Here is an 11,794-nt window from a genome sequence, read left to right on the forward strand (position 1 = left end):
GACCGGTCGGGCTCCGGTCGGGTGACCGTCAGGCGTCGTCGAGCGCCGCCAGCCAGTCGGCCCAGAACGCCTTCCACAGCTCGGCCTCGGCCGTGGAGCCGAGCCGCTCGTGGGTCACGGTGAGCCGCAGCCGGGAGCCGGCCGGGTCCAGCGAGAACATCGCGACGCCGTGCTCGCCGTCGCCGTCGGACACGCCGAACCGCGGGCTCTTCACGCCCGGCCGGGACCGGGGTGCGAGCGTGAGGCCGGGTACCAGGTCGGCGCGGCCGGTCTCGTCGTCGAGCAGCGCCCGCAGCGCGTCGCGGTCGACGTCGGTCAGCCGCGAGCGGCTGACCGAGAACGTGCCGTCGGGCCGCTGGCCCGGCACGCGCAGGCCGGTGATGCGCTCGTAGCCGACGGTGACGGACTGCGCCCACCAGCCGGACACGCCGTGCGCGTCGACGAGCCAGGCGGCGATGGTGGTGTGCCCGGCGCCGCGGCCGGGCCCGGCGTCCACGAGCGCGACCCACTCGTCCCACCCGCGGCCCGTGCTCTCGCGGATCGTGTCGTCGGAGAGGTCGGGCTCCGAGACCCAGGCGCGGGTCCCGGCGGCGGAGGGCGGGGCGGCCTGGGCGAGGAGGGTGCGGCGCGCGGCGCCGTACTTCTCGCCGGTGGTGGCCATGCGCGCACGGACGCGCTTCTTGAACGACTCCTGCGTGGTCATGAGGACTCCTGCGTGCTCGCTCGGTGCGCCACCCGCGGCTCGCGCCCACCGGCAGGCACCGGTGAACACGGTGTCCTGACCGCGTCGAGCACTCGAGGTCCCCTCTGCCCCCACCGCTCGCGCGGTCCCGGCGGCGCGAGCGCCGGTCCGGGGGTCGGGCGGGACGCGCCGCCCTGCCGACCAGCATAGGGGCCGCCGCCGCCCGCCGCCCGGGGCGGCGTCAGGCGGCGGGGGAGACCAGCGCGCGCAGCTCGTCGTGGGGCAGGTTCGCGCCGAACGCCGGGGTGCCGGGCTGGAGGCGCGCGCCGGCGGCCAACGGCCCGGCGACGACCGCGTCGAAGCCGAGGCGGTCGACGAGTCCGGCGACCTGCCGCACGTCGTCGGCGTCGTCCCCGGCCACGGCGATCGCCCGGCGCCCCGGCGCCCCGGCGGGTCGCGCCCCGGCGTCCAGGTCGTGGTAGCCCATGTGGTTGAACGCCTTGACGACCCGTGACGCGGGGAGGAAGTCCTGCACGAGCTCGCTCGTCGAGGTGGCCGGGTCGCTGAGGTCGGCCCGGTGCCCGTCCACCTCCCACCAGTAGTTCATGGCGTCGACGACGAGCGTGCCGGCCAGGGCGTCCACGGGCACGGTGCGGTAGCGGCCGAGCGGCAGGGCGAGGACGACGACGTCGGACTTCGCGGCGGCCTCCTGGGCCGTGACGGCTTGCGCCCCCGGGGCGAGCACCTCCACAGTCAGCGCGATCCTCGCCGGGTCGCCCGAGCCCGCGACGAGCACGCGGTACCCGGCGTCCACGGCGAGCCGCGCCAGGACCGTCCCGACCTTCCCCGCGCCGAGGATGCCGATCGTGGCGGGCGCGCCGGGCGCCGGCGACGGGGCGCTCACGCGGCGTCACCGTCCTCGGTGGTGGGCTCGGTGGTGGGCTCGGCGGCGTCCTGCGTCGCGGCGTGCTCGGCCACGAGCTCGCGGACCCGCGGGACCACCTGCGTGCCGTACAGCTCCACGTTGCGCAGCCGGGCCTCGGCGGGCTGCGCGCCGGTGGTGTAGATCATGTCGAAGCGGCCGACGCCGAGCTCGGTGACGGCGGCCGCGATCTTGCGGGCCACGGTCTCCGGCGACCCGATGTACAGCGAGCCGTGCGCCACCTCGGCGTCGTACTCCTCGCGGCGGATCGGCGGCCACCCGCGGGAGGCGCCGATGCGGTCGCGCTGCAGGCGGTAGTGGGGCCAGAAGATCTCGACGGCCTCCTCGTCGGTGTCGGCGACGAACCCGGGGGAGTGCATGCCGACCGGGTGCGCCGTCGTGCCGAGCTGGGCGGTCGCGCGCCGGTACAGGTCGACGTACGGCGCGAACCGGCCCGGCTCGCCCCCGATGATCGCGAGCATCAGCGGCAGGCCGTAGTGCGCCGCGCGGACCACGGACTGCGGCGAGCCGCCCACGCCGACCCAGGTCGACAGGTGGCCGGACTCCGTCTTGGGGAAGACGTCGGCGTCGCGCAGCGCGGGCCGGGTGGTGCCGGACCAGGTCACCGGCTCCTCCTTGAGGAGCTCGGTGAAGAGGTGGATCTTCTCCTCGAAGAGCAGGTCGTAGTCCGCCAGGTCGTAGCCGAAGAGCGGGAACGACTCGGTGAACGAGCCACGCCCGAGGATGACCTCCGCCCGACCGTCCGAGAGGGCGTCGAGGGTGGCGAAGCGCTGGAAGACGCGGACCGGGTCGTCGGAGGACAGCACCGTCACGCCCGACGCGAGGCGGATGCGCTCGGTGCGCGACGCGATCGCCGCGAGCACGGTCTCCGGCGTCGAGATCGCGTACTCGGGCCGGTGGTGCTCGCCGAGGGCGACGACGTCGACGCCCACCTGGTCGGCGAGCACGGCCTCCTCGACGACCTGGCGGATCGCGGCGGCGTGCGAGACGAGCTCGCCGTCGGCGCCGACGGGGCGGTCGCCGAACGAGTCGAGCCCGAGCTGGAGCGTGGTCATGGTGCCCTCCTGTGGCGGTGTCGGTCGCCGGGGGTAACGTCGGAATTGACGTGTCAATTCCCAGCGTCGATCCACCGCGGCGGAGGCAGGCATGACCCAGGACCGGGACGGCGCGCGGCGCTCGCCGACGCTCGACCAGCTGCGCACATGGCGCGAGTTCGTCGAGACCACGGACGCGCTGCGCTCGCGCCTGTCCGCGCGGCTCCAGGCCGAGTCCGGGCTCTCCTCGCCGGACTACGCCGTGCTGCTCGCCCTGCACGACGCCGACGGCCACTGCCTGCGGTCGTCGGCGCTCGCGGACGCCGTCGGCTGGGAGCGCAGCCGCCTGTCGCACCAGGTGGGGCGCATGGAACGGCGCGGCCTGGTCGCCCGCCAGGGGAGCCGGGCAGCTGGCGTCGCGCTCACCGACGAGGGGGCCGCGACGTTCCGCCGGGCGTCCGTCGCGCACCTGCGGGCCGTGCGGCACCTGTTCGTCGACGCGCTGACCGACGACCAGCTCGCCGCCGCCGGCGAGATCGCCGCCGCGCTGCGGGCCGCGCTGGACCGTCCGGGCGGCTGAACCGGCCGGTCGGCCGGGCGCGCGGCCGTCGGTGGCCCGTGCCACGCTCGTCGCATGTCCACCTCTCCCGGGCGCGCCCCGGTGACCCCGCTCGTCGACCTGCACGGCAGGTCCGCGTGGAGCGTGCTCCCGCCGCTCATCCTCGGCTTCTTCATGATCATGGTCGACACGACGATCGTGAACATCGCGATCCCGACCCTGACCGAGCAGTTCTCCGCCTCCCTCATCGAGGTGGGCTGGGTCAACAGCGCCTATCTGCTGTCGTACGCGGTGCTGATGCTCCTCGCCGGGCGGCTCGGCGACCGGTACGGGCAGAAGTCGGTGTTCATCGCCGGGCTGATCGTGTTCACGACCTTCTCGTTCCTGTGCGGGTTCTCCGGCAACATCGGCTCGGAGCCCGAGATCGGCTGGCTCATCGGCTTCCGCGTGGTCCAGGGGGTCGGCGCGGCGATGATGACGCCGCAGACCATGTCGATGATCACCCGCGTCTTCCCGCCCACCCAGCGCGGCGCGGCGATGGGCCTGTGGGGCGCGACCGCCGGCGTCGCGACGCTCGTCGGCCCGCTGCTCGGCGGCGTCTTCGTGGAGACGATCGGCTGGGAGTGGATCTTCTACGTCAACATCCCGGTGGGCGTCGCGGCGCTGTGGTTCTCGGTCGCGCGGCTGCCGCACCTCCCGTCGCACGGCACCACGATGGACCCGCTGGGCGTGGTGCTGTCCGTGCTGGGCCTCGCGGCCGTCGTCTTCGGCCTCCAGGAGGGCGAGAACTTCGACTGGGGCCACATCTGGGGGCCGTTCTCCGTGTGGACGCTGGTGGGTCTCGGCGTCCTCGTGCTCGCGGTCTTCGTCTGGTGGCAGCACCGCCTGGGGGCGCGCGCGCTGCTGCCGCTGCGCCTGTTCCGGTCCCGGAACTTCTCCCTCGCCAACGTGGACGGCATGGTCGTCACGTTCGCGATGATCGGCATCTTCTTCCCGCTGACGATCTTCCTGCAGTCGATCCTGGGCCTGACGCCGATCAACGCGGCGCTCGTGATGATGCCCGGCTCGCTCGTGTCCGGCGTCGTCGCGCCGTTCGCGGGCCGGCTGTCCGACCGGGTGCCGGCCAAGTGGGTGGTCGCGGCCGGGTTCGCGGCCATCGCGGGCGCGGTGCTGTGGCTCGCCGCGGTGCTCGACCCGGACCTGTCGCCGTACGCGCTGCTGTGGCCCATGGCGCTGTTCGGCGTCGGCACCGGGCTCACGTTCTCCCCGCTGTCCAACCTGGCCACGTCGGGGCTCGACGCGCGCACGGCCGGCGCCGGCGCGGGCGCGTTCAACACCAACCGGCAGGTGGGCGGGGTCATCGGCTCCGCCGTCGTGGTCGCGACCCTCTCGGCGCGCCTCGGCGTCACCGTCCCCGCGGCCGCGCAGGACGTCGCCGCGCAGCTGCCCGAGCAGTACCGGCAGGCGTTCGTCGACGGCATCTCGCAGGCGAGCGGCAGCCTCGGCACGACGGCTGTCGGGTCCGTGCACCTGCCGGACTCGGTGCCCGCCTCGGTCGCCGAGCAGGTCGGGGCGGCGGCCCAGCAGGCGTTCTTCGCCGGCTTCGCCGACGCGGCGGCGCAGACGCTGCTGCTGGTGGGCGTGGTGCTCGTCGTCGGGGTGCTCTGCGCCGCGGCGATGTCGCCCGTGCAGCACCGCGAGCCCGTCGCCGCGACGCGCTGACCGGCGGGCGCGGTCCCTCGCACGACGACGGCGCCGCCCCTCCGTGCGGAGGAGCGGCGCCGTCGTCACGTGCCGGGCGCGTCAGGCGCCGACGTCGTCCGTGAAGTCGACGTGCGTGGTGTCCTTCTCGACGAAGAGCGCCACGAGGGTGATGACGGCCATCACCGAGAGGTAGATGCCGACCAGCACCGGCGAGTCCGTGATGCCCCACAGCCAGACCGCGATGAACGGCGCGACGGCGGCACCGAGGATCGACGACACGTTGTACGCGATGGCGGAGCCCGTGTACCGGACGTTCCCCGGGAACAGCTCGGGCAGCATGGCGGCCATCGGGCCGAACGTCAGCCCCATGAGCGTGAAGCCGAGGATGAGGAGCGCCATGACGCCCGTCGTGCCGCCGCCGAACAGCGGCACGAAGAGCAGGCCGAAGACGGCGATCGCGGCCGTGACGACGAGGAGGTGGCCGCGGCGGCCGAACCGCTCCGCGAGCGGGCCGGACACCAGCGTGAAGATGCCGAAGAACACCACGCCGATGATCAGCATCCACAGGAAGTCGACCTTCGCGTAGCCGAGGCCGGGCGGCACGTCGGACGCGGGGGTGGTGCCGTACGTCAGCGTGAACGTGGTCATCAGGTAGAAGAGCACGTAGGTCGCCAGCATGATGAACGTGCCGGAGACGATCTTGCGCCACGAGGTGCGGAAGACGGCGGCGACCGGGACCTTCGCGACGGCGTCGGCCTCGACGACCTTCTGGAAGGCCGGCGTCTCGATGAGCTTGAGGCGCACCCACAGGCCGACGATCACGAGGACGGCGCTGGCGAGGAACGGCACGCGCCAGCCCCAGCTCTGGAACTGCGCGTCGCTGAGCGACGTGGAGAGCCCGATGAACACGAGGTTGGCCAGGATGAACCCGATCGGGGCGCCGAGCTGGGGGAACGTGCCCCAGATGGCGCGCTTTCCGGCGGGGGCGTTCTCCGTGGCCAGCAGCGCGGCGCCGCTCCACTCGCCACCGAGGCCCAGGCCCTGGCAGAAGCGGCAGAGCACGAGGACGGTGGGGGCGAGCACGGTCCAGCCCGGCGTCGAGGCGCTGGGGATGAGACCGATGACCACGGTCGCGATGCCCATGGTCAGGAGCGACGCGACGAGCGTGCGCTTGCGGCCGATCCGGTCGCCGAAGTGGCCGAAGAGGACCGACCCGACGGGCCGGGCGACGAACGCCGCGCCGAACGCGGCGAACGACGCGAGCAGCGCCGTCGTGCCGTCCTGGTTCGGGAAGAACAGCGCGGGGAAGACGAGCGTGGCCGCGGTGGCGTACGCGTAGAAGTCGTAGAACTCGATGGAGGTGCCGATGAGCGACGCGACGACGACGCGGCCGCGCGAGTTGACGGCCGGCGTCGGCGCGCTCGTGGCACCCGACGTGACGGAGGTGGTCATGGTCGACGACCGTACGACCGCTGTCCCGAATCATGAACAGTTGTCTCAAGATATGAATCGCGTTCCGCTGCGTGCCGGTGCCCGCCGCGTGAAGGTGTGGTGAACGTGAATAAGCCCGCCGGGGCGCGTGTTGGCACCACCGTGCCGGGCGAGGCAGGATCGACGGCGCGCTGGGACGACGGCATCGACCACGTCCCGGGACCACTGCATCCGTAACGACGGGACGAACACGACGACATGAACGATCTGCTGCACGTCAACGGCGGGACCCCTCTCGAGGGCACGATCACGGTGCGGGGGGCGAAGAACTTCGTCTCCAAGGCGATGGTGGCGTCGCTGCTGGGCGAGTCGGCGAGCGTCCTGCGCAACGTGCCGCAGATCCGTGACGTGGGCGTGGTCACGGGCTTGCTCGAGCTGCACGGGGTGACGGTGAAGTCGGACCCGGACGCCGGGATCCTCGACCTCGACCCGTCGAACGTGGAGTCGGCGCACGTGGCGGACATCGACGCGCACGCGGGCTCGAGCCGCATCCCGATCCTGTTCTGCGGGCCGCTGCTGCACCGGTTGGGTGAGGCGTTCATCCCCGACCTGGGCGGCTGCCGGATCGGCGACCGGCCGATCAACTACCACCTGGACATCCTGCGCCAGTTCGGCGCCGTGGTGGACAAGATGCCCAACGGCATCCAGCTGCGCGCCCCGCGCCGGCTGCAGGGCACGAAGATCTCGCTGCCGTACCCGTCGGTGGGCGCCACGGAGCAGCTGCTGCTGACGGCGGTGCGTGCCGAGGGCATCACGGAGCTGACCGGTGCGGCGATCGAGCCCGAGATCATGGACCTGATCGCGGTGCTGCAGAAGATGGGCGCGATCATCTCGGTGGACACCGACCGGGTGATCCGGATCGAGGGCGTCGACCGCCTCGAGGGGTACTCGCACACGGCGCTGAGCGACCGGATCGAGACGGCGTCGTGGGCGTCGGCGGCCCTGGCCACCGGCGGCGACGTGACGATCAAGGGCGCCACGCAGCCGGAGATGATGACCTTCCTCAACACGTTCCGGAAGGTGGGCGGCCGGTTCGACGTGCAGGAGGACGGGATCCGGTTCTGGCACCCGGGCGGGGACCTGGACTCCATCGTGCTCGAGACGGACGTGCACCCGGGGTTCATGACGGACTGGCAGCAGCCGCTCGTCGTGGCCCTCACGCAGGCCAAGGGCCTGTCGATCGTGCACGAGACGGTGTACGAGAACCGGTTCGGGTTCACCGACGCGCTGCGGAAGATGGGCGCGACGATCCAGGTCTACAAGGAGTGCCTGGGTGGCCGTGACTGCCGGTTCGGGCAGCGCAACTTCCACCACTCCGCCGTGATCTCCGGCCCGACGCCGCTGTCCGCGGCGGACATCGTGGTGCCGGACCTGCGGGGCGGGTTCTCCCACCTGATCGCGGCGCTCACGGCCAAGGGGACCTCCACGGTGCGGGGGATCAGCCTGATCGACCGTGGGTACGAGTCGTTCCAGGACAAGCTCGTCGCGCTCGGCGCCGACGTCTCCCGCGGCTGAGGCGCCTCGACCACCGAGGCCGGGCGGTAGGCTCTGGCCCCGTGCCGATCGCCCGTCCTGACTCCCGTGGTTACCGCCTCGTCGCGCGCATCGTGCGGCCGCTGCTGTTCTCGATGGTCCGCTACGACTGGGACGGCGGCGAGGAGAACCTGCCCCGCGAGGGCGGGTTCATCGCCGCCGCCAACCACGTCACCGAGTACGACGCGCTGACGCTGGCGCACTACCTCTTCGACAAGGGGTTCGAGCCGCGGATCCTCGCGAAGCGCGGCCTGTTCACCGCACCGGTGGTCGGGTCCGTGCTGCGGGCGACGCGGATGATCCCGGTGGACCGCGGCACGTCCGCGGCCGCCCGGTCGCTCGAGGACGCGGGCAACCAGCTCGGCAGCGGCGCCTGCGTGGCGATCCTGCCCGAGGGCACGCTCACGCGGGACCCCGACCTGTGGCCGATGGAGGGCAAGACCGGGCTGGCACGGCTGGCGCTGGCCAGCCGCCTGCCGGTCGTGCCCGTCGCCCAGTGGGGCGCCCACAAGATCCTGCCGCGGTACGGGCGCCTGCTGCGGCCGTTCCCGCGCAAACCCGTGACGATCGTCGCCGGCCCGCCCGTGGACCTGTCCGACCTGTACGACCGGCCGATCGACACGCAGAGCCTGCGCGAGGCCACCAACCGCGTCATGGACGCGATCACCGTGCAGCTCGCCGAGATCCGCGGCGAGACGGCCCCGCCCACCCGCTTCGACCTGCGCAAGCACCCCGAGTACGAACGCAAGCAGACCGTCTACCCGCCCGTGGAGCGCCCATGACGAACCCGACCACCGCACCCCCGTCCGGGAACCCGTCGGCGCCGACCCGTGTCGCCGTCCTGGGCTCGGGGTCCTGGGGGACGACCTTCGCGATGGTCCTCGCCGACGCGGGCTGCGACGTCCGGCTGTGGGGCCGGGACGCGGCCGTCGCCGACGAGGTCACGACCCGGCGCACCAACGGCAAGTACCTGCCCGGCATCGAGCTGCCCGCGATGACGGGCACCACCGACGCCGCCGCGGCGCTGGCCGGCGCGCAGATCGTCGTCGTGGCGGTGCCGTCGCAGGTGTCGCGCGCCACGCTCACCGGCCTCCGCGACCTCGTCGAGCCCGACGCCGTGATCGTCTCCCTGATGAAGGGCGTGGAGCTCGGCACGGACGAGCGCATGAGCCAGGTCATCGTCGAGGCGCTCGACGTGCCGCTCTCGCGCGTGGCCGTCGTCTCGGGACCGAACCTCGCGGCCGAGATCGCCCGGCGCCAGCCCACGGCGACCGTGGTGGCGTGCTCCGACGAGTCGGCGGGGCGGTTCGTCGCCGAGGCCTGCTCGAACGCCTACTTCCGCCCGTACACCAACGACGACGTGGTCGGCGTGGAGCTGTGCGGCGCGGTGAAGAACGTCGTCGCGCTGGCCGTCGGCATGGCGCAGGGCCGCGGCTTCGGCTCGAACACGGTCGCGACCGTCATCACGCGCGGCCTGGTCGAGATCACGCGCCTCGGCCTCGAGCTCGGGGCCGACGCCGCGACCTTCGCGGGCCTGGCGGGCATGGGCGACCTGGTGGCGACGTGCACCTCGCCGCTGTCGCGCAACAACACCCTCGGCCGCCACATCGGCGAGGGCATGACGCTGGAGGAGGCGGTCGCGGCCACCGGCACCACGGCGGAGGGCGCCAAGTCCTGCCGCTCCGTGCTCGACCTCGCCGCCAAGCACGGCGTCGACATGCCGATCACCGCCGGCGTCGTCGCGGTGCTCTACGAGGGCCTCCCGGTGGAGGAGATGGCCCGCGGCCTGCTCGCCCGCCCGCAGAAGTCCGAGGGCGTCGACGCCTGACGGCGGGGAACGCTCCCCGCCCGACCTCCGCAGCGCGGTCGTCGGACCACGCCCGTACGGTGGCGCCATGACTCCCGGTCCCCGGCCCGTCCTGGTGTTCGACGTCCTCGGCACGCTGGTCGACCAGGCGGGGAGCCTGGAGGCCGAGGTGCGGGGCGCGGGGCTCGACGCGGGGGCCGCGCGCGACGTCGTCGCGACGTGGCTCGGTCGGGTCGCCGACCGGGAGCAGGAGGTGGTCGCGGGGCGTCGGGACTTCGTGCCGAGCGGTGACCTGGACCGCGAGGTCCTCGCCGGGCTGGCCGCCGAGGGCGCGCTGCCGGCGCCCGTCGTCGCCCGCCTCGCGACCGCCGCGCAGCGGCTGCGTCCCTGGCCCGACTCCGTGGCGGGCGTGGCGGCCCTGGCACGGGACTTCACCGTGCTCGGCCTGTCCAACGCGGACCGCCGCACGCTCGCCGCGCTGCGCGCGGACGCCGGCCTGGCGTGGCACCGGGCGCTGTCGGCCCAGGACGCGGGCACATACAAGCCGGCACCGGAGGTCTACGCCGCGGCGGTCGCCGCTGCCGTGCCGGCGCCCGCGCCGACAGGGACGGCGGGGCCGCCCGTGCTGGTCGCCGCGCACGCCTGGGACCTGCGTGCCGGGGCCGCCGCGGGGATGCGCACCGCCTACGTGCCGCGGCCGCAGGGCGACGCCCCGCGGGACGACGACGCGTTCGACCTGTACGCCGCCGACCTGGCGGACCTGCGCGGACGCCTGCTCGCCGGGGAGCTGCGGTCGCCGGTCGCCTGAGGGCGCCGGCCCGACCCGGGCGCGGTCAGCCGCGGCCGGCGCCGGAGCGCAGGGCCTGGTCGAGGTCCGCCCAGAGGTCCTCGACGTCCTCGACGCCCACGGACAGGCGCAGCAGGTCCTCGGGCACGGTCGGGGACTCGGTCGCGAACCGCCGCCGCCGCTCCAGCGTGGACTCGACGCCGCCGAGCGACGTGGCGGGCACCCAGAGCCGCACGGCGGCGACCACGGCGTCGGCGGCGGCGGGTCCGCCGTGCGGGCGGACGCCGAGGATCGCGCCGAAGCCGTTCATGAGGCCGGCGGCGCGCTCGTGGCCGGGGTCGCCGGGCAGCGACGGGTGCCGCACCTCGGCCACGCCGGGGTGCGCCGCGAGGCGTCGGGCGAGCTCCGCCGCCGACGCGCTCGCCCGCTCCACGCGCAGGTGCAGCGTCCGCAGGCCGCGCAGCGCCAGCCACACCTCCATCGGTCCGGGGATGGCGCCGTGCAGCGTCCGGTACGCGCGCAGGCCGGCGGCGATCTCGTCGTCGCGGGTGACGGCGGCGCCGAGCACGACGTCGGAGTGGCCCGCCAGGTACTTGGTCACCGAGTGCACGACGACGTCCGCGCCGAGGTCCAGCGGGCGCTGGCCGAGCGGCGTCGCGAACGTGTTGTCGACGACGGTGCGCACGCCGCGCTCGCGAGCGGCCGTGAGGATCGCGGGCAGGTCCGCGACCTCGAGCATGGGGTTGGTGGGCGACTCGGCGAGGAGCACGTCGGCGCCGTCGAGCGCCGCGACCACCTGCGCGGTGTCGGCGACGTCGACGCGGCGCACGTCGACTCCGTGCCGCGCCGCGAGGTCGTCGAGGTAGCCCAGCGACACCTGGTAGGCGTGCCGCGGCACCACGACCGCGCCGCCGTCGGGCACGTCGCCGACGGCCGCGATCACGGCCGCCATGCCCGAGCCGAACACGACGCCGTGCGGGGCGCCCTCCAGCGCGGCGAGGGCGTCCTCGAACGGGTGCCACGTCTCGGTGTCCATCCGCGTGTACAGCAGCTCGCCGGGGCCGGTCACGCCCTGGTTGACGTAGGTGGAGCTCAGCACGACCGGCGGGTTCACCGGCCCGCCCTGGACGCGGGGCGGCCGGCCCGCCGTGACGGCGAGGGTGGCGGGGGACAGCGGCACCTGCGGTTCGTGCGGGTCGTGCGTCATGGCCGCAGGGTACGACGGGGCACCCGGCCGGCGACGCGCCGTCCCAC

The 11,794-nt window shown here is 74.0% G+C and carries 11 protein-coding genes; 6 read left to right on the top strand and 5 right to left on the bottom strand.

The window, feature by feature from the left end; translation table 11 throughout:
• Nucleotides 1-28 precede the first annotated feature (28 nt).
• The 3 genes from ACFQ8Y_RS18650 to ACFQ8Y_RS18660 form a co-directional block, all read right to left on the bottom strand.
• A complete protein-coding gene (locus tag ACFQ8Y_RS18650) occupies nucleotides 29-703 on the bottom strand; it encodes a DUF4287 domain-containing protein (RefSeq protein ID WP_430586393.1) in 675 nt (224 codons plus the stop codon).
• 220 nt (nucleotides 704-923) lie between these two features.
• The gene (locus tag ACFQ8Y_RS18655; protein WP_430550225.1) at nucleotides 924-1,586 is read right to left on the bottom strand and encodes an NADPH-dependent F420 reductase; all 663 of its coding nucleotides are present in this window, start codon (nucleotides 1,584-1,586) and stop codon (nucleotides 924-926) included.
• A complete protein-coding gene (locus tag ACFQ8Y_RS18660) occupies nucleotides 1,583-2,680 on the bottom strand; it encodes an LLM class flavin-dependent oxidoreductase (protein WP_430586394.1) in 1,098 nt (365 codons plus the stop codon). Before ACFQ8Y_RS18660 ends, ACFQ8Y_RS18655 begins: the two co-directional genes overlap by 4 nt.
• A gap of 91 nt (nucleotides 2,681-2,771) precedes the next feature.
• Between ACFQ8Y_RS18660 and ACFQ8Y_RS18665 the strand changes: the two genes are divergently transcribed.
• Both ACFQ8Y_RS18665 and ACFQ8Y_RS18670 read left to right on the top strand, forming a co-directional pair.
• Nucleotides 2,772-3,239, top strand: a complete 468-nt coding sequence (locus ACFQ8Y_RS18665; RefSeq protein ID WP_430563771.1) for a MarR family winged helix-turn-helix transcriptional regulator — start codon at nucleotides 2,772-2,774, stop codon at nucleotides 3,237-3,239.
• Between the two features lie 54 nt (nucleotides 3,240-3,293).
• The gene (locus ACFQ8Y_RS18670) at nucleotides 3,294-4,940 is read left to right on the top strand and encodes a DHA2 family efflux MFS transporter permease subunit (RefSeq protein ID WP_430586395.1); all 1,647 of its coding nucleotides are present in this window, start codon (nucleotides 3,294-3,296) and stop codon (nucleotides 4,938-4,940) included.
• Between the two features lie 81 nt (nucleotides 4,941-5,021).
• On the opposite strand, the gene ACFQ8Y_RS18675 is transcribed toward ACFQ8Y_RS18670, so the two are convergent.
• The gene (locus ACFQ8Y_RS18675; protein ID WP_430550221.1) at nucleotides 5,022-6,374 is read right to left on the bottom strand and encodes an MFS transporter; all 1,353 of its coding nucleotides are present in this window, start codon (nucleotides 6,372-6,374) and stop codon (nucleotides 5,022-5,024) included.
• Between the two features lie 237 nt (nucleotides 6,375-6,611).
• Between ACFQ8Y_RS18675 and murA the strand changes: the two genes are divergently transcribed.
• The 4 genes from murA (at nucleotide 6,612) to ACFQ8Y_RS18695 (ending at nucleotide 10,561) form a co-directional block, all read left to right on the top strand.
• On the top strand, nucleotides 6,612-7,928 hold the full coding sequence (gene murA / locus ACFQ8Y_RS18680; protein ID WP_430550220.1) for a UDP-N-acetylglucosamine 1-carboxyvinyltransferase: 1,317 nt from the start codon (nucleotides 6,612-6,614) through the stop codon (nucleotides 7,926-7,928).
• A gap of 41 nt (nucleotides 7,929-7,969) precedes the next feature.
• On the top strand, nucleotides 7,970-8,728 hold the full coding sequence (locus ACFQ8Y_RS18685; RefSeq protein WP_430550219.1) for a lysophospholipid acyltransferase family protein: 759 nt from the start codon (nucleotides 7,970-7,972) through the stop codon (nucleotides 8,726-8,728).
• Entirely contained in the window at nucleotides 8,725-9,774 is a 1,050-nt protein-coding gene (locus ACFQ8Y_RS18690) for an NAD(P)H-dependent glycerol-3-phosphate dehydrogenase (protein WP_430563774.1), read from the top strand. Before ACFQ8Y_RS18685 ends, ACFQ8Y_RS18690 begins: the two co-directional genes overlap by 4 nt.
• 67 nt (nucleotides 9,775-9,841) lie before the next feature.
• Nucleotides 9,842-10,561, top strand: coding sequence for an HAD-IA family hydrolase (locus ACFQ8Y_RS18695; protein ID WP_430586396.1), 720 nt, complete (start codon nucleotides 9,842-9,844; stop codon nucleotides 10,559-10,561).
• 25 nt (nucleotides 10,562-10,586) lie between these two features.
• On the opposite strand, the gene ACFQ8Y_RS18700 is transcribed toward ACFQ8Y_RS18695, so the two are convergent.
• On the bottom strand, nucleotides 10,587-11,747 hold the full coding sequence (locus ACFQ8Y_RS18700; protein ID WP_430586397.1) for a trans-sulfuration enzyme family protein: 1,161 nt from the start codon (nucleotides 11,745-11,747) through the stop codon (nucleotides 10,587-10,589).
• Nucleotides 11,748-11,794 lie beyond the last annotated feature (47 nt).

It is taken from the genome of Isoptericola sp. NPDC056605, assembly GCF_042792795.1.
GTDB lineage: Bacteria > Actinomycetota > Actinomycetes > Actinomycetales > Cellulomonadaceae > Isoptericola.

What these genes read in the sequence shown, in the direction of transcription:
- ACFQ8Y_RS18650 (WP_430586393.1), bottom strand. Translation starts at nt 703, where the DNA reads ATGACCACGCAGGAGTCGTTCAAGAAGCGCGTCCGTGCGCGCATGGCC.
- ACFQ8Y_RS18660 (WP_430586394.1), bottom strand. Translation starts at nt 2,680, where the DNA reads ATGACCACGCTCCAGCTCGGGCTCGACTCGTTCGGCGACCGCCCCGTC.
- ACFQ8Y_RS18665 (WP_430563771.1), top strand. Translation starts at nt 2,772, where the DNA reads ATGACCCAGGACCGGGACGGCGCGCGGCGCTCGCCGACGCTCGACCAG.
- ACFQ8Y_RS18670 (WP_430586395.1), top strand. Translation starts at nt 3,294, where the DNA reads ATGTCCACCTCTCCCGGGCGCGCCCCGGTGACCCCGCTCGTCGACCTG.
- ACFQ8Y_RS18675 (WP_430550221.1), bottom strand. Translation starts at nt 6,374, where the DNA reads ATGACCACCTCCGTCACGTCGGGTGCCACGAGCGCGCCGACGCCGGCC.
- murA (WP_430550220.1), top strand. Translation starts at nt 6,612, where the DNA reads ATGAACGATCTGCTGCACGTCAACGGCGGGACCCCTCTCGAGGGCACG.
- ACFQ8Y_RS18690 (WP_430563774.1), top strand. Translation starts at nt 8,725, where the DNA reads ATGACGAACCCGACCACCGCACCCCCGTCCGGGAACCCGTCGGCGCCG.
- ACFQ8Y_RS18695 (WP_430586396.1), top strand. Translation starts at nt 9,842, where the DNA reads ATGACTCCCGGTCCCCGGCCCGTCCTGGTGTTCGACGTCCTCGGCACG.
- ACFQ8Y_RS18700 (WP_430586397.1), bottom strand. Translation starts at nt 11,747, where the DNA reads ATGACGCACGACCCGCACGAACCGCAGGTGCCGCTGTCCCCCGCCACC.